This is a genomic window from Paraburkholderia sp. BGA-UO-ETr-F21 (assembly GCF_059567925.1).
In genome coordinates this window covers 64,217-86,716 of the sequence record NZ_JCAQOY010000027.1, presented here as the reverse complement: position 1 = coordinate 86,716, position 22,500 = coordinate 64,217, and the positions used below count along the sequence as shown (strand labels likewise).

Annotated in this window: 30 protein-coding genes; 22 read left to right on the top strand and 8 right to left on the bottom strand. The window is 59.2% G+C overall.

Translation table 11 applies throughout. The features are described 5' to 3' along the window. Nucleotides 1-85: 85 nt before the first annotated feature. The 4 genes from AC57B1_RS16135 to AC57B1_RS16120 all read left to right on the top strand — a co-directional run bounded on the left by AC57B1_RS16135 (nt 86) and on the right by AC57B1_RS16120 (nt 3,905). The gene (locus AC57B1_RS16135; RefSeq protein ID WP_496418001.1) at nt 86-817 is read left to right on the top strand and encodes a glutathione S-transferase family protein; all 732 of its coding nucleotides are present in this window, start codon (nt 86-88) and stop codon (nt 815-817) included. A gap of 78 nt (nt 818-895) precedes the next feature. Continuing rightward, nucleotides 896-1,777: an NmrA family NAD(P)-binding protein gene (locus AC57B1_RS16130; RefSeq protein ID WP_496418000.1), complete on the top strand. Its 882-nt coding sequence runs from the start codon at nt 896-898 to the stop codon at nt 1,775-1,777. Between the two features lie 412 nt (nt 1,778-2,189). After that, nucleotides 2,190-2,939, top strand: coding sequence for an SDR family NAD(P)-dependent oxidoreductase (locus AC57B1_RS16125; RefSeq protein WP_496417999.1), 750 nt, complete (start codon nt 2,190-2,192; stop codon nt 2,937-2,939). Between the two features lie 123 nt (nt 2,940-3,062). Further along, complete coding sequence (locus AC57B1_RS16120; RefSeq protein WP_496417998.1) at nt 3,063-3,905, top strand: NAD(P)H-binding protein; 843 nt, start codon at nt 3,063-3,065, stop codon at nt 3,903-3,905. Nucleotides 3,906-4,464: 559 nt separating this feature from the next. On the opposite strand, the gene AC57B1_RS16115 is transcribed toward AC57B1_RS16120, so the two are convergent. The 8 genes from AC57B1_RS16115 to AC57B1_RS16080 form a co-directional block, all read right to left on the bottom strand. Further along, nucleotides 4,465-5,373, bottom strand: a complete 909-nt coding sequence (locus AC57B1_RS16115; RefSeq protein ID WP_496417997.1) for a DUF72 domain-containing protein — start codon at nt 5,371-5,373, stop codon at nt 4,465-4,467. Between the two features lie 102 nt (nt 5,374-5,475). Then, on the bottom strand, nt 5,476-6,147 hold the full coding sequence (locus tag AC57B1_RS16110; RefSeq protein ID WP_496417996.1) for a Lar family restriction alleviation protein: 672 nt from the start codon (nt 6,145-6,147) through the stop codon (nt 5,476-5,478). An 82-nt stretch (nt 6,148-6,229) separates the two neighbouring features. After that, nucleotides 6,230-7,153, bottom strand: a complete 924-nt coding sequence (locus tag AC57B1_RS16105; protein ID WP_496417995.1) for a phage Gp37/Gp68 family protein — start codon at nt 7,151-7,153, stop codon at nt 6,230-6,232. 11 nt (nt 7,154-7,164) lie between these two features. Beyond that, entirely contained in the window at nt 7,165-7,617 is a 453-nt protein-coding gene (locus AC57B1_RS16100) for a hypothetical protein (protein WP_183802500.1), read from the bottom strand. 63 nt (nt 7,618-7,680) lie between these two features. After that, nucleotides 7,681-8,895: a DUF1173 family protein gene (locus tag AC57B1_RS16095; protein WP_496417994.1), complete on the bottom strand. Its 1,215-nt coding sequence runs from the start codon at nt 8,893-8,895 to the stop codon at nt 7,681-7,683. A 62-nt stretch (nt 8,896-8,957) separates the two neighbouring features. Then, entirely contained in the window at nt 8,958-9,386 is a 429-nt protein-coding gene (locus AC57B1_RS16090; protein ID WP_496417993.1) for a hypothetical protein, read from the bottom strand. 7 nt (nt 9,387-9,393) lie between these two features. After that, nucleotides 9,394-10,092 carry a hypothetical protein gene (locus tag AC57B1_RS16085; protein ID WP_496417992.1) on the bottom strand — a complete coding sequence of 233 codons (699 nt, stop codon included), beginning with the start codon at nt 10,090-10,092 and terminating at the stop codon, nt 9,394-9,396. 52 nt (nt 10,093-10,144) lie between these two features. Beyond that, entirely contained in the window at nt 10,145-10,339 is a 195-nt protein-coding gene (locus AC57B1_RS16080) for a hypothetical protein (protein ID WP_496417991.1), read from the bottom strand. A gap of 495 nt (nt 10,340-10,834) precedes the next feature. Between AC57B1_RS16080 and AC57B1_RS16075 the strand changes: the two genes are divergently transcribed. The 18 genes from AC57B1_RS16075 to AC57B1_RS15990 all read left to right on the top strand — a co-directional run bounded on the left by AC57B1_RS16075 (nt 10,835) and on the right by AC57B1_RS15990 (nt 22,378). Beyond that, nucleotides 10,835-11,056: a hypothetical protein gene (locus AC57B1_RS16075; RefSeq protein WP_496417990.1), complete on the top strand. Its 222-nt coding sequence runs from the start codon at nt 10,835-10,837 to the stop codon at nt 11,054-11,056. A gap of 75 nt (nt 11,057-11,131) precedes the next feature. Further along, a complete protein-coding gene (locus AC57B1_RS16070; RefSeq protein WP_496417989.1) occupies nt 11,132-11,500 on the top strand; it encodes a hypothetical protein in 369 nt (122 codons plus the stop codon). Continuing rightward, nucleotides 11,488-12,522 carry an N-6 DNA methylase gene (locus AC57B1_RS16065; RefSeq protein WP_496417988.1) on the top strand — a complete coding sequence of 345 codons (1,035 nt, stop codon included), beginning with the start codon at nt 11,488-11,490 and terminating at the stop codon, nt 12,520-12,522. The genes AC57B1_RS16070 and AC57B1_RS16065 overlap by 13 nt, the downstream gene beginning before the upstream one ends. Nucleotides 12,523-12,737: 215 nt before the next feature. Then, on the top strand, nt 12,738-14,420 hold the full coding sequence (locus AC57B1_RS16060; protein ID WP_496417987.1) for a PRTRC system ParB family protein: 1,683 nt from the start codon (nt 12,738-12,740) through the stop codon (nt 14,418-14,420). An 85-nt stretch (nt 14,421-14,505) separates the two neighbouring features. Continuing rightward, nucleotides 14,506-14,970: a PRTRC system protein E gene (locus AC57B1_RS16055; protein ID WP_496417986.1), complete on the top strand. Its 465-nt coding sequence runs from the start codon at nt 14,506-14,508 to the stop codon at nt 14,968-14,970. 11 nt (nt 14,971-14,981) lie between these two features. Further along, the gene (locus AC57B1_RS16050) at nt 14,982-15,200 is read left to right on the top strand and encodes a PRTRC system protein C (RefSeq protein ID WP_496417985.1); all 219 of its coding nucleotides are present in this window, start codon (nt 14,982-14,984) and stop codon (nt 15,198-15,200) included. A 7-nt stretch (nt 15,201-15,207) separates the two neighbouring features. Next, nucleotides 15,208-15,408: a hypothetical protein gene (locus tag AC57B1_RS16045; protein ID WP_496417984.1), complete on the top strand. Its 201-nt coding sequence runs from the start codon at nt 15,208-15,210 to the stop codon at nt 15,406-15,408. A 41-nt stretch (nt 15,409-15,449) separates the two neighbouring features. Beyond that, nucleotides 15,450-16,439, top strand: a complete 990-nt coding sequence (locus tag AC57B1_RS16040; RefSeq protein WP_496417983.1) for a PRTRC system protein F — start codon at nt 15,450-15,452, stop codon at nt 16,437-16,439. Nucleotides 16,440-16,449: 10 nt separating this feature from the next. Further along, on the top strand, nt 16,450-17,175 hold the full coding sequence (locus tag AC57B1_RS16035) for a PRTRC system protein B (protein ID WP_183802471.1): 726 nt from the start codon (nt 16,450-16,452) through the stop codon (nt 17,173-17,175). Then, nucleotides 17,172-17,810, top strand: coding sequence for a PRTRC system protein A (locus AC57B1_RS16030; RefSeq protein WP_183802469.1), 639 nt, complete (start codon nt 17,172-17,174; stop codon nt 17,808-17,810). Before AC57B1_RS16035 ends, AC57B1_RS16030 begins: the two co-directional genes overlap by 4 nt. After that, nucleotides 17,807-18,625: a PRTRC system ThiF family protein gene (locus AC57B1_RS16025; protein ID WP_496417982.1), complete on the top strand. Its 819-nt coding sequence runs from the start codon at nt 17,807-17,809 to the stop codon at nt 18,623-18,625. The genes AC57B1_RS16030 and AC57B1_RS16025 overlap by 4 nt, the downstream gene beginning before the upstream one ends. A gap of 45 nt (nt 18,626-18,670) precedes the next feature. After that, nucleotides 18,671-19,033, top strand: coding sequence for a hypothetical protein (locus AC57B1_RS16020; protein ID WP_496417981.1), 363 nt, complete (start codon nt 18,671-18,673; stop codon nt 19,031-19,033). Between the two features lie 438 nt (nt 19,034-19,471). Then, a complete protein-coding gene (locus tag AC57B1_RS16015) occupies nt 19,472-19,756 on the top strand; it encodes a hypothetical protein (RefSeq protein WP_183802461.1) in 285 nt (94 codons plus the stop codon). 106 nt (nt 19,757-19,862) lie between these two features. Beyond that, a complete protein-coding gene (locus AC57B1_RS16010; protein ID WP_496417980.1) occupies nt 19,863-20,252 on the top strand; it encodes a hypothetical protein in 390 nt (129 codons plus the stop codon). Between the two features lie 76 nt (nt 20,253-20,328). Beyond that, nucleotides 20,329-20,790: an outer membrane lipoprotein gene (locus AC57B1_RS16005; protein ID WP_496417979.1), complete on the top strand. Its 462-nt coding sequence runs from the start codon at nt 20,329-20,331 to the stop codon at nt 20,788-20,790. 91 nt (nt 20,791-20,881) lie between these two features. After that, entirely contained in the window at nt 20,882-21,274 is a 393-nt protein-coding gene (locus AC57B1_RS16000) for a hypothetical protein (protein WP_496417978.1), read from the top strand. Between the two features lie 8 nt (nt 21,275-21,282). Next, entirely contained in the window at nt 21,283-21,756 is a 474-nt protein-coding gene (locus AC57B1_RS15995; RefSeq protein WP_496417977.1) for a hypothetical protein, read from the top strand. Between the two features lie 232 nt (nt 21,757-21,988). Further along, nucleotides 21,989-22,378 carry a hypothetical protein gene (locus tag AC57B1_RS15990; protein WP_496417976.1) on the top strand — a complete coding sequence of 130 codons (390 nt, stop codon included), beginning with the start codon at nt 21,989-21,991 and terminating at the stop codon, nt 22,376-22,378. Nucleotides 22,379-22,500 lie beyond the last annotated feature (122 nt).

The following is a 22,500-nucleotide window of genomic DNA, read 5'->3' as shown; positions in this document are numbered from 1 at the left end:
ACAGCTTACCAAGCCAAAGCTGAACCGATGCGCAATACGGGCATCGCAATGACTTTCCCCCGACACACAATTGAAGGTGGTTCAAATGAAGATTCATGACATTGAAGGTTTCCCTAACCCGGCTCGCATTCGCATCGTGTTGGCGGAGAAGGGGATGGACTCGCTGGTGGAGTTTGTTCGCGTGAGTCTCTACGACGCAGAGCATCAAAAAGGTCCATTCAAGGAGAAGAATCCGACGTCGACGGTTCCGGTTCTTGAACTCGACGACGGCACGTTCATTGGTGAATGTGTTGCGATCGCGGAGTATCTCGACAACCTCGACGGAAACCCGATCCTCACCGGACGCACACCACGCGACAAAGCGATGGTCCACATGATGCAACGGCGCGCGGACCATCAACTGATCGACGGCATCGGCGTGTTTTTCCACCACTCGACGCCGGGCCTCGGCAAAGCCAACGAGGCCTTCAAAAGTGCCGACTGGGCTTTCCGTAAACAATGGGGCGACAAACACGGAGAACGGGCGATAGGGGGAATGAAATACTTCGACAGCGTTTTGCGAACTCAACCTTACGTCGCGGGCGACCAGTTCTCTGTCGCCGACATAACGGTATGGGCAGCGCTGATGCATGGGGACTATGCAGGACTGACAGTCCCGGCCGATCACACCGCATTGCTGGAATGGCGAGCGAGGATCAACGACCGTCCCAGTGTAAAAAACCGAAGCGGCCAGAACCTCATTGCCGAAGACCTACCGCATCTGGAACCTCTGCTTGCCTATCTGAACAGCAAGGCCGCCACGTCGTCTGCGAGCTAACCCGGTGATTGCCGGCCTGCCGACAATCCTCCGCACTCGCGACGAGTATCCATGCCCCTTTAGTTTTGTGAGTCCAATATGCCGCAACGCACGTATCTGATCACCGGCGCCACCGGCAAAACGGGCGTCCACACGATTCGCCATCTTCTCAAAGACGGATACCTGGTTCGCGCCCTCGTGCGTCAGGAAGACGAGCGCAGTGCATTGCTCCGGAGCGAGGGCGCAGAAATCGTGGTTGGCAATCTTCTCGAGCATGACGACGTGATACGCGCGATGGATGGCGTAACCGGCGCGTACCTGTGCTATCCCGTCCTTCCTGGTTATATCCAGGCCGCCGCGTATTTCGCGGACGCGGCGCAGCGCGCAGGCGTTGAAGTCGTCGTGGAAATGTCGCAAATTTCCGCCCGGGAAGATTCGAAGAGTCACGCCGCGCGCGACCATTGGATCGCGGAACGTGTGCTCGACTGGTCGGGCGTGCCGACCGTCCATATTCGCCCGACTTTCTTCTCCGAATGGCTGATTTTTCCATGGGTGCGCGATCCGATCGTGCAGGAAGGCAAGATCACGCTGCCCTACGGTACGGGGCGTCACGCGCCGATCGCGGCCGACGATCAGGGCCGCCTGATTGCCGCTATCCTCGCACGACCGTCCGGTCATACAGGAAAGACCTATCCGCTGTTCGGGCCCGTCGAACTGGGCCAGGAAGAGATTGCCGATGAAATCGGCAAGGTGCTGGGCCGCAAGATAGCCTATCGCCCGTCAACCATTGAGCAATATCGCGAGCATCTGGAGAGATACGATTTGCCGGAATTCTTGATTCAGCACTTTCTCGCGATCGCCGTTGATTACCAGAATGGAATTTTCTCCGGCGTAGACGGCGTTATCGGCGAGATCACCGGGCGAGCCCCCCAAACCGTCGGCGACTTTGTGAGAACCCATCGTCGAGCGTTCGAGCAGTAAATCCTTGCCAATGTGTTCTGTTCGCATCGTCGATCCGCATACCTGAATGCGAAAGAGCTTTGGGTCCGCGACGTGTAGAAACCATGCAACACGGTCTTGACCTTCCTGCTATGGCCCGTAACCAGTCTGAATAACGTCAAGTGCGAATCTCTTCATTGGAAGTCTCTTTCGCCGAACGAGTTGTTCACACGTGATGTTTTAAAAGGAGTACACCCAATAAAACTCGGCGACAACACCGTTCACTACAGGTATCGGCCACGGATTCGTTGAGGTATTTCACAGCAGAGAAACATGGTCATTCCGCGGCGCCAGACGCCGATTGCACATCGTACAGCTGTTACCGCGCGATGAGCGATCGGTACCTCGAGCGTCTGGCATCAGCAGTACAACCAACATCGAAAGGAACAATATCATGGGAAAACTGAACGGCAAGATCGCACTAGTTACGGGCGGTACAAGCGGAATTGGCCTGGCAACGGCCAGGATTTTCGTGACTGAAGGCGCGCACGTTTATGTCACGGGCCGGCGCAAGGAAAAGCTCGACGAGACCGTAAAGCAAATTGGCTCCGGCGTCACCGGCGTACAAGGCGACGTCGCCAGTCTGACCGATCTCGACCGGCTCTTTGGCCGGATCCAGGAGGAAAAAGGCCTGCTTGATATCATGTTCGCCAATGCCGGCTCGGCCGAGTTCGCGCCCTTCGGCGAGGTGGACGAAGCACACTACGATCGTATGTTCGACGGCAACGTCAAGGGTTTGTTCTTCAGCGTGCAGAAGGCACTTCCGCTCATGCCCGATGGCAGCGCCATTGTGTTGGCGAGTTCGGTCGTGGGAAGCAAGGGTCTGCCGGCAAATACCGCCTATGCGGCGACCAAGGCGGCAATCCGTTCATTTGCGCGAACCTGGGCGACCGATCTCAAGCACCGAAAGATCCGCGTCAATGCAGTCAGCCCTGGCCCCGTCGATACCGCAGGCCTCCGGGAGCTCCTGGGAGATTCGGAGCAAGGCCAGCAACGCAGGGACAGCTTCGCGCAGACGGTTCCGCTTGGCCGTCTCGGCTCTGCTGAGGAGATCGCCAGGGCAGTTCTTTTCCTCGCTTCAAGTGATAGCAGCTATGTCACTGGTACGGAGTTGTTCGTCGATGGCGGCATAGGGCAGGTTTAGGGATTCCGCAGGCGCTCTCGATGGATCTCAGGTCATGGATAGACGCTTGATCCAGCGCGAATTCATGCTTCTCGCGAGACCTCACACCAACTCCCGTATCGGGAAATAGAAACAAAGGCAGCTATGCGCACTGTGCTAGTCACCGCAGCAGGCGGAAATGCCGGCCGCAATACGGTGGAGTCCTTGCTGAACAAAGGCTTCAATGTCGTTGCGACTGCGCGCGATCCTCAAAATCTGACGCTTTTCAAGGATGTCGAGACGCGAACCTATGATGCCAACACCGCCACGGATTTCGATACTCTCTTAAAAGGCATTGACAGCGTCGTCCTTATCGGGCCGCCCCTGGACGGAGAAGTACACAAAAAACTCGGTGCGATCATCGATGCAGCAGCACATCATGACATTGATCACCTTGCCTATATTTCCGGGAACTATCTCGCGGCATTTTCCGGGCAAAGTCTGGCGGACCTGCCGATACGAAAAGTCGAACTTCAAATCATCAATTCCGGCCTGAAGCACACCTTCGTGCGAGCAAGCTTCTTCATGGACAATTTCATCACCGGCTTTAATGCTCCAATGGTGGAGCGTGGCAACATCACACTGGCAACTGGAAATGCCAGATCATCGTTTGTGGCGGCGTCTGATGTTGGAGCATTTATCGCTGAATCGCTGGTCCGAGGACTGACGGGGGAATACCTGGTCACGGGTCCCGAAGCACTCGACCATTGGGAGGTCGCTCACCTTCTCACAGAAAAAATGGGGCGCGCAATTTCTTATACCCCCATCAGCGAGGAAGATCTTATCGCGGCATATAAATCGCGTGGTCTCCCACCAGAAACCATCGAATACGGTTTGACGCTTTACCAGGCGTTTCGCAACCATGCAACGGCGGCCGTGTCCGACTCCATAAAAAAGATCACCGGACGTGATCCCATCAGCTTCAAGCAATTCATGAAACGAGTTTAGGGAGCGGCCTCTTTCCTGCATCAGTTCCCTCTCTGAAGCCATGCGGCCACAAATCCGAACACTCCGTTCGCTGCTCGTCTATGGCTCATACACTATCGACCAGAACAAATCGAGGAGGCCACCAGATACTATGAAGACAGCAAAAGCAAAGCAGGTAGAGTAAAACGGAATCGTCATCCGTTTTCTTCGTAGGGGCACGCAAATGAACGCACCGGACATGGCCCATGGTGGGCAGGATTCAAAGCTGGTCGGCTCGCTGTATAGATGAATGGGATGCGCGGGCCAAATGGCTTTACCGAGTCGATGCTAACAGTGGGGAAGCTGTATGATTTCGTGCCGGAAGAGGCCCCGTTGCGTCGGATTCGCAGCTGGCTCAATGACGCGCTCAAGCGCGTAGACGACGTGTTCGTGCAAATGTACGAGGCTGGCGCGAAGGGAGGTGGCCGAGCGTCGCACCGGATAACGAGCGTTTGCTGAGCGTCGCTTCTCAGCCTGAAGCAGTCATGTGACGCCTCGTCTCGACGGTCCGATTGTGGCCGGATTTTGCCTCCTGCCGCCGTCATGGTTGAATCGCCATTGCTCCAAGAATCGTCATCAAAGTCCGTGCGTTGCGCTGGCCCTGATCTTCCCAGTTGTTGTTGAATACGACATGCGTTCGCTCGACGTTTCTTTCGATGTCTCGAATGCTGCTGGCGAGTTCACCTAACTCGTCGTCGTTGTAGTCGTAGTTGAACCGCGACGAGGCCGCCGCCGCATCCTTGATGTTCCAGGTTTGGTGATTGCGTCCGTGCAGACGGATCAGCGCCAGGCTCGCGTTCGTTACCTCCCACACGGGGGGTACTGAATTCGGCGAGGTGTTGGGCTCGTCCACCACAACGTTGACGAAACCTCGCTCGCGTTCCATCGCAAGCGTCGTATCGCGCGCTTTGTCAGAGAACCATGACTTATGACGGAACTCAGCCGCAAGCGTAAAGCCTTCCATCATGTCGGCGCAATGCTCGACATGGGCACGGCCGTCGTCGTTGTTGACGACCCAGGGGGCGAACTGGAAGTGCACAACGCCGAGCTTGCCCGCCGTCCTGAGCGGCTGGATCGCTTCGATATAGCGACGCCATAGCTCACGAAGTATTTCCCCCGGCGTGTCCTTGTAATAGAGGTTCTTTTTGTCGCTTGCCGGGAGCGCTGCCCGTATGTCTTTGGGTAGCTTGTCCCGGTCGGTTTGATGCCCGGTGAAGAGACGGAACGCTTTTATGTTGAAGGTGAAATCGGCTGGCGTGCGCTCCGCCCAAAGGACCGAGTTGGAGGCGCTAGGCATCGCGTAATAGCTTGAATCGACCTCGACCAACGGGAACTGCGTCGCATAAAACCGCAACCGCGCTTCGGCGCTGGTGCAGCCTGCGGGATAGAACCGCTTGCACGCAATCAGCGACGGGTCAGTCCAACTTGCCGTGCCAACTGAAATAGCCATCGAATTCTCCCAATCAACGGCGCCGATCGTTCGGACCGCAATCTTGCTCGCCTAACCATCTTCGATCACCATAAAAGGCCATCGTGTCGCTCCGCGCGACGATTACCAGCGATCGCGATCTGGCATGCCGTCAATCGCCACCGCAATCCGGTCCTCGAACATCAGGTCGGAATGCTCGCGCGGCGTCGGAATCATGGGGAACTGGATATTCCGGTCGCCGTCGATATCCACCCACTTCACAAGTTGCACCAGCTTGCGGTATCGGGCGGCATCGCGCAGCACGGGTTCGATCGGCCAGCTGTCAATCGTTGATACCGCGGCGTCAACGAGCCTTTGCGCGAGCATTGCGAGTAGCGGGCCGCGCGTCTCCCAGTCCTTGTCATTACGGGCGAGCATGTCAATCACCATTTGCGAGTCACACGCCCCAAGCTCTTTCTCGATCAGGTCGCGCAAATCGCCTTCAGTAATTGTGGGCCTGTTTAAACGCCGGTTCCATATGGGCGCGGCTAATTTCAGCGCATCGCGCTCGTTGTCGGCGTAGGGAAACCACGGTGTGGACATGCCGCAGTCGGCGCAATAAATGCACGCGAGCCGCTCGGTCTGAGGAGCATACGGAGGACGGGTCATCGTGTCGCCGACTTTGGGTGGCCCGGCATGCCGGCCGAACTGGCCGTAGTCGAACCCGGTCTGACCGATTTCGGCAACGACGCGTTGCGACAAGCCCACGGTTCCGCGCCCACCACAGTGATCACATGGATAGAGCTGTTCGTACATTTTGGGTTTTCGCGCGACAATTATTTTCCGTAATTATCGACCGACATCTGCCGCGCGAGAAGTAGGTTTTATGTAAGGGACTTTAACAAGTGACAAAACTGGTAGGGAAGTCGTCATGCAACCGGCCATCTAGTTCGCGCCCTGCGAGTTTTTTGCCGATTCGGTCCATAGATTGCCGGAACGGGTTTGCCCCGAGTGGATTCCACTGGTCGCTGTAATCAAAGAAGCCGCTCATTATCTTCGTCCGGTCCCGATGAATTAAATCGCATCCCGCGTGGTCGTTGGCCGGGGCCCATTCTCCCCATTGCTTGAAGTGGTAAGCCACGCCGGCGGCGCCGCATTGATCGCGCAACGATCGTGCCCACGACGGATGCATAGGTCGGGCACCGCGCCCGCTTTCTCCTCCGACAAAGATGCCATCGATCTTAGCCTGCGCATGCAGATCTCCGGGCTTGCCCGACGGAGCAATCCATTGAGAAAGGTCGACCTCGCCGAGCAGCGGTTCCATCGACAGAAACCGGATGCTGGCAGGGGCGTCTACCAGCTTGGGGATGTCCCGGTCGGCCTCGGTCTGGTTCACGATTGTCGCGCCTAGCCAAACATTGTCGGGCGTGCCGTCAGGAAACATCGTGTAAAGCATCGCGGACGCGTTGCCGATGCGTTTCGTCAGTAGCAACCAGATCAGGTTGGGGGTGTCAAGGATGAGGCGGGCGAAACACTCGCGCTCCCCATCGGGCGCTGCGTTGTCGAATGGATCGCACACGCTCGGGAACACCCTTCGATACACGCCTGCGCGTGCGGCTCCCTGATTCCAGCGCAGCGGCTTGTCCCAGTGCACATCGGTGTAAGTGCGGCGTGGTGCGCCGGGCCCCCAGTTTTCACCGCGGCGCAGCCACCTGTTCATCGACTCAGCGTAGCAGTGGTCGCAGCCGGGACCTGCCTTCTGGCAGCCTTCCAAGGGTGACCACGACATATCCGTCCATTCGATGTTGGTTTTTTCGCCCATGACTACGCGTCCTATACCGTTTCGGGTTCAATGGGTGCGGTGACAAGCGAGCCGCACTGCCGCGCGCGTGCTTCGATTGCGTCCAGCCACAGTCGATATGCGGTGTCATCGAGATCACGGGCGCGCGCAGGCACAACCGCGTGGTCGAGCCGCAGGCCAGTTACATTGAGCTGGTCGAGCGTCTGCCGATCGGGTACGACCCAGAAGTACCAGCGTTGCACGAAATACCACCAGGTCCTCGCGCGCTCGAGCTCGGCCCACGTCGCGGAGAATTCAGACACGGAGCCGATGGCGCCGAAAAACACACAGTGCACGCCGTCTGGCGAGATGGAGGCCGCGACGACCTGCCGACCATTTGAGAGGGATTGCGGGTCATGGGCTGCGTAGCCTAACGCTGGGTACTGACCCGCCCAATCTAGAGAGCGCGAGATTGCGCGTTCCAAAAAAAATGCCTTGTCATGCATGATGGTCCCTTGTGTGTATCCCGGAGCGGGGTATGGAGTCATCATGCAGCGCTGTTGTCGAAGTCAAGGAAATGGCGGTGGCAGCGGGACAGCCTCCAGCGATTCACGGTCCACATTCCATTCGACGGCAGGTATCCGGCGTGAGGCGCGCCGTTCCTGTTTCTGCTTCTTGCGGGCTTCATAGGTGTCGACGCCATTCATTCCGTAGACCTCGACGTGCGTTTCCGGGCGGGTATCGCGCAGGACGAAGTCTGGAAGCATGTCGTCCGTATCGGACATGCGAATGGGCTTGATAAAATCCCGCTGCCCGGCAACGAGACGGTTGGCCATCGAGACTTCGTGAATGGAATCACAGGGGATGAACGCCTGGGAACAGAGCATCGCCGCCAGATCGACGACCTTCAGATGGCCCTTTGGCGTCCGTTCAACGAGAAGGAGGGCGACGACATGGGCGTTGCGGTCGCCCAAGGCACGCCATGCATGGGCGTGGACACGTGACGCGTGTTCAATCAGGTTCGCACTGGCGTAATATTTTCGCGCGCTTTGCCGCAGACTGAGGGCGTGCCCATATTGCGTGGGTGCAACGTCGTTGAGTTCGCCAATGATAAGTCCCCGGCGCGTCTTTCCTTTCTCGGACGTCAAGCCAGCGACAAATGCGTCAAAATCAGCGTTGATCGCGGCACGGTCGGCCTCGTCAAAGCGCCGGATGATGTGAAGAACTGTCTGGGCTTGCGCGCCATTGATCAGGGCGGTGCCCACCTCGGCGAGGAGTTGGCCATTGCAATGACCCCAGTGTCGCCATGTTGTGCGACCGGTCCACTGATTGAGTGCTGCTTCGGCCCACAAAGTCTGGAGGAAGGCGAGGAGGCTGGCGGCGCGTCTGGCCTGCCGCGGTTTTGTCTGTGTGGATGAGCCACGGGAATCCGTCGTGGTTTCGCGTAAGGTCAGTGCTGCGTCAAGCTTTACATTCAAACCCGTGGGCGTGGTCATGATCGCCGCCGTCGAGTCGGCGCCACTCGTCGTTGGCGACGCATTTGGGTCTTTGAAGAATGCGCAGTTACGATCGTGGCGATGGCCGTCATCAGGCCACCCGGCAAGATGGAGCAGAGACCCGTAACGCCGGATCACGAGCTGTAGCGGCGTGGGGCGGGTGACACATTCACAGGTGGCATAGCCGGGCGTGACCTTAGCGCGTTCAAGGCGCCTCACGTATCGGGCGGGGTTTTCCTGAACGTCGGTTAGCGGAAATGTGCCGCCGTCGAAACTTACGTTAAACATAATGGACCGCCATAGAAAATGGCCGCGACGGCGGCCATTGCTTTAAATGGAGATGAGGTGGTTCACTGGCTACCACGACTTTCTGCGCATGCCGTCACCTCGTTGGAGAATTGCTGAAGACATCTGCTGGAGCCGTCTCGCGTTCGGCCAGGTGTGAACGAATGACCTTCTTCGGCGTCCGGCAGGTATTCCCGGCCGGTGTATCTGTCCGTGAGGAACCACTGGCCGTTCGAAAGACGAAGAACGTGGCAGCCGGGGTAGCGCTGCTCCATTGCGGACTGTTCCCTGCGTTCACGATGCTTGCGAAGTTCTTCTCGAAGCGAGTGCAGTAGCGCGAGCGCCAGCAGAGTTCCTACGGCACCTGCGATCACAGCGACCGGTACCCATGATGACCAGTGCTCGGCAGATGCAAGAGTGCTCAACGCGCGCCAGGCGGCAATCAGGAGCAGGATGCAGCCGACCGTCGGCAACATGACGAATTCAACGAACATGGACGCCTCACGCGGGCTGGACACGCGCGGCCGTGCGGATCACTGGACTGAAATGCAGCGTGCCTTCGGTGGCGCAGTTAATCTTGAGTCGGATGCGACGATGAACGGCGCTGCGAAAGACGTTGGCCAGACCTAGATCGACGCCCAAAGTGAAGCTCGCACCGATGAGAACCATGAAAAGTATCTGCGTGATAAACAGCAACTGGGCCGCTATACGCGTGAGATCAGTCGGCTGGAGATGGGCGATCATCGACATTGACGACTGGAAACCGGCCGGGGAGACCCAGGCTGAGATGACGCCATACCAGAAAAGCAGCAGTGGCATCAGGATGAGTGCGGCAAGCGCGCCGCGACCAGCAAAACCAATAATATTGGCGAACTGGGCGGCGTAGTTTCGAGGATCGCTCAGTGCTTCGAGCTTCAGCGAAATGACGTCGATCGCAGCAACTGTGCCGACCTGCGCGCCATTGACGTAGACATCAAGGAGGGCGTCGGCGGCCGCCGCACTGCGGTTTGCGACCAGCTTGCGAACCAGATATCGCCGCGACAACTCGGCGAAAATACCGGCCGCCACGCTAGCGACTAGAGGTTGAACAAACCCGTTCGCGTTGCAGACCGGAACGAGAAATGTAAAAACACAAGCTGAAACGACAGTGGCGAATGCCGCGCTGCCGGCCGAATTTATAGGGTAGTTCGCGTTTGCCATGAGATTTTCCGCTGGTTGGTGTCCGATACGGGCGTCAGGAAAATTGCCTCGCTCAGACGATCACTTCAATGTTGTCGTCGCTACCGCGCCAGAATGACCCGTCATCGATATCCATCACGATGACCGTGCCTGTGTTCTCGTCGTGGTCCGTCACGATGCCCTCGCCGAAACTGGCTACATCGGTCTGGTAGATGACGCGTCGCTGGCGCAGCGACGCTTCGCCAATCGTGAGATCGACGTCTGACATGAACGGCTCCTTGATTGCGCGCGGGTGCGCGCAAAAACATTGTCGGACGCGCAATCATCAGGCGAAGGTGCGAAAGCTGCTGGTTTGCGGGAGCTTTTCCGAGACAACAGCGAGCGCGCGAAAGCTATATGGTTGTCCGGAGCTTTTCGGGTTATGAGGCTGATCCGGATCACGCGAACTGCCGGTGATGCGCAGTGATGCATCTCTGACAGGAGGCTTGCTGGATGCGGTAGCCGGGAATATATCCACAGAGTTATTCAGGTTTTCTGTGGATAAGTTTCGCGCACCGGCCGGAGGCGCGACCGTGCGAAAGCAGTACGGATTTCGTGCTCATTTCAGGTTCGGTCGCGTAGCGAGCGCGCTAACATTCACTTCATCTATCCGCGTCAACGACGCATCGAGCAAACGCCTGCACCTCGCAGCGCGCTTTTCATTTACCCCGACGGGTTCCACACCCGTCTCGGGCGTGCATCCGTCACCCAGACAGGATGCACCATGAACCGACAACGCATTTTTCGCTTCGGCCTGATGATCTGGCAGACCTACGGCCTTCCCCGTGAGGACCTGTTGCGCATCGTCAAGGCCAGAAGACGATATTCAGCCCATTACCGTGCGGCCGCTTTACGCCATCTGGTTAGCCACGCGCCACTTTCTGTAACCTGGGGACAACCCTTTGCAGCGCGCCGTCGCCTGGTTCGCCAGCACTACGGCATCTGAGCGCAGCAACTTTCACTTACCCATCGGGGCCAATCCCCGTATGGGACAGCGCCCCGGATTTCCACGGAGTCCGGCATGTTCAATCACTTTATTCAAACCTTTATCGACGCCCAGACCGCTGCATGGCGTCACTACAGCGCGATCGCTGCGACCGAAAAGCGGCTCTTTGGCGATAGCCACGACCCGGCCGTGCGCGTGCCGACTACCTCCCAGGTGGTCGACGAGCTACGGCGCACGTACGAGACGCTGGCCATGCGCATAATTTTCAAGGCGCGCGACGAATTTACTGTCGGGGCGAAGCGGCCTGTAATCCATCGCAAAACGATTTTCGAGGCAGCCGGCTTCGATATCGAGCGCTCGCTTGCGCTGGGCGAGGTCCCCGACTTCGACTGGCTGTATGCGGTTCTCCTCGCGAGACTCGGCGCGGGGGAGTGTTCGCTGTGAGCCGAAAATCTGCGCAACGCAAACACGACCTGACCGCCGATTCCGCGCAAAAGGGACTCGTCAAACTCATCCAGTCGTTTTCCCATGGTCATCATCTCCACACTGTGTTTTCTGATTTCGTGGAATTGAGCGCGCTCGCGATCAGCAACAGCGTCGATCGCGCGCAGTTCGAGACGCGCGAAAAGCGCTACCTCGATATCGTCGGAAAGTACAAGCGGGAGGAGGTAGAGCGGTTCCCACAAATGCTTGATCTGCTTGTCGAGTCGTTTGAACAGCGCCTCGTGATGGTCGGCAAGGAAACATCGGATGGCCCGCCCGTTTCAGGCGGCCTTACAGACGTCCTTGGCGAAACCTACATGATGCTGGGGCTCGGCAACGATCGGGCGGGGCAGTTCTTCACGCCGTACAGCGTGTCCCGGATGATGTCGATGATGGTGATGGGAGACGTCGGTGCGGAGGTTGCGCGCTGCGGCTTTATCCGGGTGAATGAACCGGCCTGCGGTGCGGGCGGCATGGTAATCGCGGCGGCGGACTCGCTTCTCTCGGCTGGCGCGAACTATCAGCAAACGATGCACGCAACATGCATAGATATCGATGCCTGCTGCGTGCACATGACATACGTCCAGTTGTCGCTACTGCATGTACCTGCAACGGTCGTGCACGGCAACGCGCTGTCGATGGAAGTGTGGGGCACCTGGTACACGCCGGCACACATCCTCGGCGGCTGGACGTTCAAGCTGCGGAGGCGACTCGAAGCGGATCTTCTTCGCGAGGCTGTTTCTCGTGAACGCCAACCCTTGGCGGAAGCCGCAGAAACGCACGAGGTTGAGGTAGAGGCCGCTTTTGCGGCCGAAGCTGAGACCTCGGACGTGGCGGTCCTGGAACGCGAGCAGGTGACCGCCGCGGTTGTGGGAAGCGCGGACGATCAAATGTCGCTAGCCGAACTTTTCGAGCAGTCGCTGGCGAGCGGTACGCGAGAGCGCACTGTGTTCGACACGATCGACCAGTTGACCCTTTTCTGAGAGCAAGGCCCACCCGATAACGGTGGGCTTTTTGTTTTGAAAGCGGGGCGGATTTCTCTATCTTTCTGGACCAGATCCGGCTCCTTGAGGCGCTATCTTGGCTGTACCTACCGCGTCTCTGACGCATCGAACCGCCGGCATGCCCGGCATCTATCTTTGACCCCATCGGGAACCACTCCCGAACGGGGGCAGGTTCCCTCTCTGGAGAACCTGCAATGCAACAACAACTTACTGCTCCCCTCAAGCGTATCAAGCTCGGCCGCAACCCCCGGACATACTTCGATCCGAAGGCTCTGGCGGAACTTACCGAGTCGATTCGCCAGCATGGCGTTGATACGCCGATCATCGTCCGTCCGGTCGTTGAGGACGATTTCGACTACGAGGTGATCGCCGGTGGCCGTCGCTATCGTGGCGCCATGGAAGCTCACGGCGAAGACTATCCGATGCCCATCGTCGTAAAGGATGTCGATCCCGTCGAAGCGCGGCGTATTGCGCTTACCGAAAACATCCAGCGCGACGACCTGTCTCCCGCCGAGGAAGCTCGTGACGCTGCGGAGTTGCTCGGTTTGCACGGTGGCGATCGCGACGTGACGGCCAGGATTCTTGGCTGGTCTCGCGCGACGCTGGATAGCCGCCTTGCGCTGCTGAACTGCTCGACGGCTGTGCTCGACGCATTGAGCGAGCGAAAGATCAATATCGCTCACGCCGAACTGCTGGCGGCACTCTCGAAAGAGAATCAGGACAAGGTCCTGCCTGTCGTTGTCGCTGAGAAGCGGTCGGCCGCTGATGTGCGCAAGCTGGTGGAATCGGCGTCGTGTGCGTTGGCGCCTGCCATCTTCGACAAGACGGACTGTGCGGGGTGCCCGCAGAACTCGTCGACGCAGGCACAGATGTTTGGCGAAGCGATCGGTACGGGAAACTGTACTAACCGCGCCTGCTTCAACGAGAAAACGGAGAAGCAGCTTGAAGCGACAGCGGCAGGCCTGCGTGATGAGTTCCAGACCGTACGTATCGTGCGGGCTGGGGACAACAATACGCGCGTGCAACTGGCTGTCGACGGCACGAACGGCGTTGGTCTCGAACAGGCGAAAGCCTGTCACGGTTGCGCAAATTACGGCGCGGCAGTAAGCGGCCTCCCTGATTCGGTCGGTAAGGTCTATCGCGGCCAGTGCTTCGATACCGTCTGCAACATGAAGAAGGTGGCGGCTCGCATCCAGGCTGAAAAGGCTGCAAAACAGCCGGAGAAGGCCGAGGGCGCAAAGTCGGCGCCGGCGGCGAAGAGCGCGAATGGCACGGGCAGCAAGTCAGCCAATGCACCGTCCTCTACCAATCCCTCGGTCACGGTCATCGCCGAGTCCGAGAAGGTGAAGGCGTATCGCGTGAAGCTCTGGCGCAAGGCGCTGCGCGTGGACATCGGCATGAATCACGAACTGGCTCGCCAGTACCTGATTGCAATCGTGCTGAGTGGCCACGCCCGTCAGATCGATGACGCGTCGTTCCGCAAGTTTTTCGAGCGGATCGCGGAGGGTGAAGCGCCGCTCGCCAATCTGCCTAAAGCGGTCGACGCCGTGCAGGCGACGAACGAAAGCAAGCAGGCCGACCTGATGATCGCCATGCTGTTTGCGGCGATCGAAGGGCTCGACGTGACCAGCCTGACCCAGCTTTGCAAGTCGCACAAGCTGGACCTGAAAAAGCACTGGAAGCTCGACAAGGAGTTTCTGGAGCTGATCACGAAGTCCGAAATGACCGTTCTCGCCGATGAGCTTGGCATTCGTGCCGCGCTTGGCGAGAACTTCAAGAAGGTCTTCGCGAAACCCAAGCCGGAAGTCATCGAGGCACTGCTCAAGGTCGAAGGTTTCGACTACACGGGCAAGCTGCCGAAGGTGCTGAAGTTCTGATCTGGCGGGGCGCGTTCAGCGCCCCGTTCCCCCTCTATATGTATACGCCGCCTCGCGCGGCTTTTTCTCTTTTCTGGAGTCACTTATGTTTCAGCAACTCGAAGCGCTTGTGCGCTCATCCGGCAAGGTCGTGATGACCCTTCAGGCGTCCGGCGACCAGCTGGCGGTGTTTGTCGTGCCGCACGGCGCGAAGGACCCGGCGTTGCGTCAGCCGCTCGTGCTCACAGCGACGGCGGCCGAGCTCGACGAGGGTTTCGCCAATGCACTGTTGACCTACACGGGCTCGCACAAATCGCTCGAGGAACAGGTCGCGGTCACCGCGGCCATTCTCGACGAAGCGAAGAAGTCGCAGGTCGGCAAGGCGCAGAAGGCGCTGCAGGGTGGTTCGAAGAAGGCGCTTCCGGCGCCGGCCTCGAACAGCGAAGCGGACGAAGACGAAAGCGAAGACGAAGACGAGGCGCCAGCCACGGATTCGACTCCCGCATCGGCATCGGCCGCACCTGCATCGTCCGAGCCGAAGGGCACGGATCTCCTGTCGCTTCTCGGATAAGGAGACCACCCATGTCGATCTCTATCGCCGCAGTGATCCGCGAATTCGCCTACAACGGCATGAACCTGCTCGATCCCGGGCCGGCGTTCACGCCGGACCAGGTTCGCGATCTTTACACCGCGCAGTATCCGGAACTGACGACGGCCGCCTTAGACGGGCCCGAGATCAAGGACACGGTGATGCGCTACACGTTCGTCCGCGCGGCGGGTGCCAAGGGCTCCCATGCGTAAGGACGCTTTGCTCAAAGCCCTGTCCGGTCCGGACGCGGCATTCAACCAGGAACCGCCCGAAAGGGCGGTTTTTCTTTATGACGAGGAAGCCCGCTCATGCTCTTCGATCCTTCAACAGCTGATTCGCACCTCACTGTCGGCTCCGGTGGGTCGTGGCAACCGCCACGCGTTGCCGTTGCCCGACGTGGACCTGCCGCTGATTTTCTGACGCTGCCCAGCGTCGCGGACGACGTCCCCGTCGCTGCGCGCGTGAAATGGCGCGAGGACGTGTCGCTCGCGTCTCTTGTCACGAAGCACTTCCTGTACGGACCGCTGCGCGCGGCAGACGTGAACGAGCCGGTCGACGCGGGCGATGCCTTCCAGCAGGCGTTCTTTGCCTGGGCAAGGCGTCACACTGGCCGGCTGGAGCGCATTACGGTCCGGCCTTGCCTGTTCGACAGCCACGCGGTCAGCGACATCCTTCGGTACACCGGCACGGGAAGCAATGACGAAGATCCTTCGTCACTGTTTTTCGCGCTGGAGTCGCCAGAGGAATGGATCTGTTCGTTCGGGGCGACCACTGCAAAGTTGCGCGCCGCGCATCCGCTGCTGCTGCGAACCCTCATGTCGACTATCCATCGCGCGTCCCTGCGCACGGTCTGGCTGCGAACGCCGGACTGGTTCATGTACGAGTTCTCATGCTGGTACTGGGACGGCGACGAAAGCATCGCCGACGCGGAAGCCGAGGAGATGCTCAAGGAACGGTTCGGCGAGGACGAGGAGGCGCGCAAGGCTTACCTCCCGTCGGTCGTCAAACCCATGCTGGCGCCGCAGGACGCCGAAGCTTCGGTTTTCTCCGGCGGCCGCTGGCGGCTTCGTCCGGCACTGACGGAAGAAGAACTGCTCGCGCTGCGTTCCAGAAGCAGGGGGACGGTTCGTCGCGTATGTACTGAGCTTCTGCGGTTGAACCGCCTGATGCATGGCACACGGCGTCAGCGGCTATTCAATGCGGCCTACGAGACTAACCCTGTGTACGCAGGATGCGGAATCGTCTACGACGGCAGCGAAATCATCGGCGACCTTCTGGACGCCCATTTTGATAGCGAGTCCCAGAGCGGTGAGGCCACGACTTATCACGGCTTTATCGCATTGGGCGACAACGCGCGCGTGATCCGTCGGCAGTACGCCGACTGGGAACTCGCATTTTCCATTCTGAAGCGTCTCGACCGCCTGCTGGCGTTGGTGACGCACATCATCTAGGAGTTTTCCTATGTCTGGTATCTCATCTGGCCGGGCCGGTGCAGACGTTGCACTGCAGTCGGCGCTGCTTCTGTATGGCGCGAAGGATGACAGCACGGTGTTTGCAACGGCGCACCCGATCGCACTCGTGAACGGGCGCCCCACGGTCGGCGCAGGTCGGCCGCTGCAGCGCGATGCACTGATTTCCGCGCTCACGAAACTGGCGGAGCACGCTGCACCGAAGGCGGAGTTCCTGCCGGCGACAGTGTTGGGTGTCTCGTCGGCGGCCGTGACGTGGTGGTGCCCGGGCGGTATGCGCCGGGTGTTCTTCAAGTGCTCTAATCTTGGTGAGCGCTCCGCCGTCGTGCCGCATCCGGGGCTCGTATTCCAGGCGTCCAATCTGGGATTTCGTGTCTTTGCGCTCGCCGACGGAGATCGACCTACGGCGGGAACGAAGCTGTTCGAGCCGCCGTACTTCAACACGTGGGATCAGGGCGGCATCTGCATCGGAACGGCGCGGGTGCCCAAACGTGTCGATGTCGCATCCATCCCCCGGTGGGAAGCGGGGTTTTTCGAGTCGGCATTTACCCATCCAAACGCTGGTGGCAAGCGCGTGAGCTATACGGATGGTGAATACGCCTTCTGGCGCGACATGCTGGACGCCAAGTTCGGCGAGTCGTTTCCGCTCGAGTGCCTCGTGCCAACGAAATTCACGGTGCAGGCGCTGGTGAGCGGCCGCGTCGGAGGTGCAGCATGAACGCATTGGACGCGGTACTGCAAAAGTCGTTTCCGTCCGTCATGGTCCCGCGCAATGAGGCGGTGCCGCCGTTGACGGCCGCTGGCGAGCGGCTGCTGATCGCCGCTAACGGCATCTGGCTGGAAGTGTTCCGTCCATGGATCCGGGTGGTACGCCGCATAGCCCGTTACGACGTGCAGACGGCAATTCCGTACGGCGAGGTTGCCGAATCAACGGAACTGCTGTGCGGCGCTGTACCGGGAGAGCACGTGGCTGCGTTCTACCGGATGGCACGGGCTGCTCTGCCGAACGAAGCGGGGGCGTGGATCGTCTGGAATCAGCACACCGGACAGTTTCGCACGGTGTCGCTGCCTTCGTTGTCGCACGGTCCGGGTCACCTCAGGTACGAGCGACCCTTGCTGGATGATGGCGAAAGCGTTGTGGTGGACTGCCACTCGCACGGTTCTGGCGAGGCATTCTTCTCTCGCACGGACAACGATGATGATCGGCATGACGTGAAGCTCGCGCTCGTGCTCGGTAATTGTGATCGTTTGCCGTCGATGGCATTCCGTTTGTGTGTGAAGGGGATTTTCGAGAAACAGGGCGGAATTCCCGGAACATGGCAGGTGGCGTTGGATGCGGAGGCGACGGCATGAACACCGCCATCAAACACTGCATCCCTCAACACATGCTCACGCAGGCCTGGCGAGTGGTCGTCGTGGGGGCGGGCGGCACCGGTAGCGCATTGCTACCAAGCCTTGCTCGCCTGCATCACGCAATGATCGAGCTCGGGCACCCGGGCGGAATCGAATGCACGGTGTACGACGATGACACGGTCAGCGAGACGAATGTCGGCCGGCAGGGGTTTTATCCGAACGATGTTGGCCAGTACAAGGCGCTGCTGCTTGTGAACCGGCTCAACAACCTGATGGGCACGCGCTGGGTGGCCGAAGCACGCCGTGTCGATTCGAGTGTCCGCCTTCAGGCGGACGTTGTGGTCGGTTGCGTCGATACCCGGCGCGCGCGCCACGCGATTGTGCAGTCTGCAAAGCGTGGATCGTGCCGCTATTACCTCGACTGTGGGAATGAGACGGACCGCGGTCAGGTCATTCTTGGCGAGTTCGGCAAGCCACGGCATGACAGGCTGCCCCATGTGGGCGACCTGTTTCCGGACCTGCTGAATGCGAAGAATGACAAGGGCGACGACACCCCGTCATGTTCGATGGCTGACGCACTGCGAAAGCAGTCGCTGGTCATCAACCAGGCGATTTCGGTGCAGGCGTTCAATCTGTTGTGGACGCTCTTTCGCACCGGGTCGCTCGACTGGTCGGCGGTATTCGTGAACCTCACAACGGGGCGAACGAACCCGGTTGCCACTGATCCTGCTGCATGGGCTCGCTTCGGGTACGAAGCGCCGAAGCTGCCGGAGAAGAAGGCTCGCAGGAGCCGGAAAAAATCCGCCGTAATCTGATATGCCGCTTCCTTCGGGAAGCGGCTTTTTTTTAACCGGAGAATTATGAAACAAGCGATTGTTGATTGCCTGGCGCAGCACGGGTGGGCGAAGGACCGGATTGTGGATGCGTTCAGCAAGACGTTCGAGACCGTTGTCGCGCCGAAGCGGGCCAGCATCTGGCTAAGATTCGAACGCGAGTGTGATCGCTGGTGGCTCACGAACGGCGAATTCACCAGCGCGGGCGAGAATGTATTGGCTGGTAGCTTTGCGATATTCCCCAGCGGCATGCCTCATATCGAGATCGAGGCCACTGTCGCGGCGCTCGTTGCGGGTATGGAAGGCAGCATTGCTGGGGCGTATTCGGTCCGGCTGCTTGGCCAACGCGCGCGGGAGGGATCGCCGGACGCATTCGGCCACCGAGGCTGAATTTCCGCTGTTTGCGCTGTACCAGTGCATCCGAAGCCAAAAAACGTGTGGTTTGGGCGACGCTGTATTGAACTTATGACTACGAGCGCCGTTCCCTCCGGGGAATGGCGTTTTTTTCGTCTGCGCATCGCCGAATCCTGCTGTCCGTTCGACGTATCGTCAGAAGGCGGCCGCTGCTTACGTTGGGCTCCGCCAGGCGAGTCCAAATGATGAAAGCTAGGTCCGTTTCGTGATGTTTCAGCACTTCGACTGCTCGGATGTGGCCTAGACTCACTCTATCACCCGCGCTTCTGCGCATCGAAAGAACACTCCAGCTTGCTGGAGTGCCCGCACCTTTGACCGGCAATGCCGGTCCTCCACGACGGCTCAAACCCGTCTGTCAACCCTATTGGGAGCCATCCCAACGGGACCGGCTCCCGTTTTTTCTGGAGCCGCACCATGTTGCAGCAAGTCACTTTCTCGCCGGAACTCGTCAAGGCTTTGGCAATCTCTGCCAGTCCCCTCAAGGTTTCGGAGAAGTGGGGTTTCCGCGAAAACCAACGTGTCGTCGCGCAAGCCATTGCGAAATTGCCGATCCAGACTTACTCGGGCACGATTCTGTATGTCTGGGAGGATGGAACGGCAACCGTGAAATTCGATCACCAGATCCCTTTTGATACCGAGCGTGAGCTCGTCCAAAGCGGTCGCGTCGACCTGCATTACCTCACCCGCATTTCGTCGTAACCGCGTCTGTCCGATGCGTCAGGTGAAACCCACCTGACGCACTCATCCAATCCTTTTGGGAGCCAATCCCAACGGGAACCGGCTCCCGTTTTTGTGGAGCTGTTCCATGTCGAATCGCCAACACACGGCCACGGCCGTTTCGTTCAAGTTCGTTCTGATCGTTGCCGCCGTTCTCGCATTAACGGGCTGCGCACTGGTCATTTTCGGCTGCGCGTTCGAAGCGCAGAGTCAACTCGACCTGCTGCGCGCATCCGGACCGGCCGCGCTCGATAGCTATCTGGCGCACGTCGGTTCGCACCAATTGTCCCTGGCTGCGCTCATGGTCGAGTCCGTCACAGGACATGGCTATGCGTACAGCGCGTTCATGCAAGGCGTAGGTCTCTGGTTTGTCTTTGTTCTCGCACCGCTTTCGGCCGCTCTGCTCTTCGCAGTGCGCTGGTTTGCTGTCCGCGACCGAAGCGCGAACCGTCGCGTTCGTCTGGCTGCTGTTCACTGAATCAAAAACCTTTCTATCCCGTCAGGGCAACCACCCTGACGGGACGGTTGCCCTTTCATTTCGTTGAGGCAATCAAATGTTCAAGATCATCGTCAGTCTCGTTCTCGCTTCCATGCTGTCGGCTTGTGCTGGTGTCGATTTCGGTTCGCCGAACACGTACCAGCGCTATGACGTACAGCGCGCGGGAACGGTCGAAGAGGGCACCGTTATCCGCACTCGCGCGATCACGATTGAAGCCAGTTCGGATAACTCCGGTCTGACTTCGCTGATCAGCGCGGGCGTCGGTGCATTCCTTGGCAGCCGCACGATCGGTAACGGCACTGGCCGTTACATCGCCGGCGCATTGTCGGGCGCTGCATCCGGTTTTGTTACCCAGAAAGTATCGCAGGCTTTGTCGCATCGCTCCGGGCTCGAGATCATCGTGCGCAAGAGTTCGGGCGGCAACGTGGTCATCGCCCAACCTGATGACCAGCAGTTCGCACCCGGTGAACACGTTCTTCTTGTCTCCACCAATTCGGGTCTGCGCGTCACGCACTGACCTCATCTTCCGATGCCGGCTTTGCCGGCCCACTCCTTCATCGCGAGGTGTCCCAAAAGGGCACCTCGCTTTTTTATTTTCAGAGGCTTCAATGGTCAAGGTTCCAAAGGTGTTCTATGCCGATCGTCGCAGTGCGGGCGCGGCATCGGACGCAACCATTACTCATCTGGCGACGCAGATCCTGCGTCGTGTCGCCCGCGATCTGCGGCTTCGCTCCGGTGAGCACGAGATCGTCGCCGAGCCGTCGCGTCGCGGCCGTGGCTGCCGCATTACCCTACGCACCCCGGCCGTCATGCTGGAGGTCGCTGATACACCCGCGAGGCAGAAGGTCGCCGTTTCGTTCCGCACCCGCCGCGGCCGCTCCGACATGTCGGGCGGCGCTGACAACGCGGTGGCACTTGAGCAGCTGTCGTCCCGCGAGGGCTATGACGCGTTGCTCACGGGCTTGCGGCTTGCCGCAGGCCTCGACGGCGAACGCCGGTAGGAGGTTCAATGGAAATCGTCGATATCCTCGTTGAATATCCGTCCGGTATGACGATCAGCGATCGCGCCAGTTATCTGCGCGAGGCCGATCAGGTCTTTCCGTCTGAGCGTCTGCAGGCTGTCATTCGGGAGTTCAGCGTCAGCGAAGCGCCGCCGGCGGTGTCGGGCACTATCGATGGCGCGACCGTGCAACTGGATAGCAGGACCGACGGTAGCTTTTCGGTCGGTGCGCCCATCCTCGGCGAACGGGAGGACTGTCTTATCGGCCTTCTGCTCCAACCGTTCCTCAATCCTACGAAGGATCAACGTCAGCAGTTCGGACGCTTCTGTCATACGCTTGCCGCGGCCGCGTTCCTGGGCGCAGTCGGTGTGTGGCATTCGACGCAGGTCTGGTCTCTCAACGACGCCAAGCTCGAAGCCAGTCTGGTTGCAGGTTTTGTGCTAACGTTCATTCAAGGCATGATTTCTATCAAGGGAGAATAGCCATGGATATCAGTTTTCTGGTGCTCGGCGTCGCAGTTGCCATGTGCGGCATCGGCTCGCTGATGGAGCACAACGCGCGCAAGGTCAAGCGGGAACGACGTTTTCCGCGCGTCTTGCGCTAGGCGCCATTTTCAATCCGGGCTGGGATTTCCCAGTCCGTCATTTATCAAAGGCTGCACCTTCGGGTGTGGCCTTTTGCTTTTCTGGGCCCTCCATGTCTGAAACCCTTGATTTGCCCGTTGCGCTTGCCGCGGCTCCTTTCGATCCGGCTGGCAAATCGGTCGACGAAGTCGTGACGCATGTAGAACGCGCGCTGCGTCAAACCGAAAATGAACCTGAATGGGTGTCGCAGGCAAATATCGTCAACGATGCGAACGTCGATTTGTATGGGCTGCAGGGACATTCCCCATGGCCGGAAGACAGTTCGACGAACCGCGTAAGCCTGTCGGTTGACCGCGGCAACTCCGAAGGCTGGATTGTCCGCGTTGATTTAGTCGAGCTGGTCGTCGACGGCGATAGCCGGTTCTGGAAATGCCGCGGCCTGATGCGCATCAAGAGCCTGTCGCGCTCGCGAGCGTGGTCTGCTGCGGCCATCGTGTCGCGCATGCTCGACCTCGACTGACCCGGTTTTTTCTCTCAAACCCTATGGGGCCAACGTCCCCAGATGGGGTGTTGGCCCCACTTTTCTTGTGGAATCAACTCCCATGTACAAACTGACTATCCCTGGCGAAACCTTCATCTTGG

What these genes read in the sequence shown, in the direction of transcription:
- AC57B1_RS16135 (WP_496418001.1), top strand. Translation starts at nt 86, where the DNA reads ATGAAGATTCATGACATTGAAGGTTTCCCTAACCCGGCTCGCATTCGC.
- AC57B1_RS16080 (WP_496417991.1), bottom strand. Translation starts at nt 10,339, where the DNA reads ATGTCAGACGTCGATCTCACGATTGGCGAAGCGTCGCTGCGCCAGCGA.
- AC57B1_RS16055 (WP_496417986.1), top strand. Translation starts at nt 14,506, where the DNA reads ATGTTTCAGCAACTCGAAGCGCTTGTGCGCTCATCCGGCAAGGTCGTG.
- AC57B1_RS16025 (WP_496417982.1), top strand. Translation starts at nt 17,807, where the DNA reads ATGAACACCGCCATCAAACACTGCATCCCTCAACACATGCTCACGCAG.
- AC57B1_RS16110 (WP_496417996.1), bottom strand. Translation starts at nt 6,147, where the DNA reads ATGTACGAACAGCTCTATCCATGTGATCACTGTGGTGGGCGCGGAACC.
- AC57B1_RS16120 (WP_496417998.1), top strand. Translation starts at nt 3,063, where the DNA reads ATGCGCACTGTGCTAGTCACCGCAGCAGGCGGAAATGCCGGCCGCAAT.
- AC57B1_RS16050 (WP_496417985.1), top strand. Translation starts at nt 14,982, where the DNA reads ATGTCGATCTCTATCGCCGCAGTGATCCGCGAATTCGCCTACAACGGC.
- AC57B1_RS16090 (WP_496417993.1), bottom strand. Translation starts at nt 9,386, where the DNA reads ATGTTCGTTGAATTCGTCATGTTGCCGACGGTCGGCTGCATCCTGCTC.
- AC57B1_RS16115 (WP_496417997.1), bottom strand. Translation starts at nt 5,373, where the DNA reads ATGGCTATTTCAGTTGGCACGGCAAGTTGGACTGACCCGTCGCTGATT.
- AC57B1_RS16000 (WP_496417978.1), top strand. Translation starts at nt 20,882, where the DNA reads ATGGTCAAGGTTCCAAAGGTGTTCTATGCCGATCGTCGCAGTGCGGGC.
- AC57B1_RS16060 (WP_496417987.1), top strand. Translation starts at nt 12,738, where the DNA reads ATGCAACAACAACTTACTGCTCCCCTCAAGCGTATCAAGCTCGGCCGC.
- AC57B1_RS16085 (WP_496417992.1), bottom strand. Translation starts at nt 10,092, where the DNA reads ATGGCAAACGCGAACTACCCTATAAATTCGGCCGGCAGCGCGGCATTC.
- AC57B1_RS16070 (WP_496417989.1), top strand. Translation starts at nt 11,132, where the DNA reads ATGTTCAATCACTTTATTCAAACCTTTATCGACGCCCAGACCGCTGCA.
- AC57B1_RS16030 (WP_183802469.1), top strand. Translation starts at nt 17,172, where the DNA reads ATGAACGCATTGGACGCGGTACTGCAAAAGTCGTTTCCGTCCGTCATG.
- AC57B1_RS15995 (WP_496417977.1), top strand. Translation starts at nt 21,283, where the DNA reads ATGGAAATCGTCGATATCCTCGTTGAATATCCGTCCGGTATGACGATC.
- AC57B1_RS16010 (WP_496417980.1), top strand. Translation starts at nt 19,863, where the DNA reads ATGTCGAATCGCCAACACACGGCCACGGCCGTTTCGTTCAAGTTCGTT.
- AC57B1_RS16125 (WP_496417999.1), top strand. Translation starts at nt 2,190, where the DNA reads ATGGGAAAACTGAACGGCAAGATCGCACTAGTTACGGGCGGTACAAGC.
- AC57B1_RS16100 (WP_183802500.1), bottom strand. Translation starts at nt 7,617, where the DNA reads ATGCATGACAAGGCATTTTTTTTGGAACGCGCAATCTCGCGCTCTCTA.
- AC57B1_RS16130 (WP_496418000.1), top strand. Translation starts at nt 896, where the DNA reads ATGCCGCAACGCACGTATCTGATCACCGGCGCCACCGGCAAAACGGGC.
- AC57B1_RS16095 (WP_496417994.1), bottom strand. Translation starts at nt 8,895, where the DNA reads ATGTTTAACGTAAGTTTCGACGGCGGCACATTTCCGCTAACCGACGTT.
- AC57B1_RS16075 (WP_496417990.1), top strand. Translation starts at nt 10,835, where the DNA reads ATGAACCGACAACGCATTTTTCGCTTCGGCCTGATGATCTGGCAGACC.
- AC57B1_RS16105 (WP_496417995.1), bottom strand. Translation starts at nt 7,153, where the DNA reads ATGGGCGAAAAAACCAACATCGAATGGACGGATATGTCGTGGTCACCC.
- AC57B1_RS16020 (WP_496417981.1), top strand. Translation starts at nt 18,671, where the DNA reads ATGAAACAAGCGATTGTTGATTGCCTGGCGCAGCACGGGTGGGCGAAG.
- AC57B1_RS16015 (WP_183802461.1), top strand. Translation starts at nt 19,472, where the DNA reads ATGTTGCAGCAAGTCACTTTCTCGCCGGAACTCGTCAAGGCTTTGGCA.
- AC57B1_RS16035 (WP_183802471.1), top strand. Translation starts at nt 16,450, where the DNA reads ATGTCTGGTATCTCATCTGGCCGGGCCGGTGCAGACGTTGCACTGCAG.
- AC57B1_RS16005 (WP_496417979.1), top strand. Translation starts at nt 20,329, where the DNA reads ATGTTCAAGATCATCGTCAGTCTCGTTCTCGCTTCCATGCTGTCGGCT.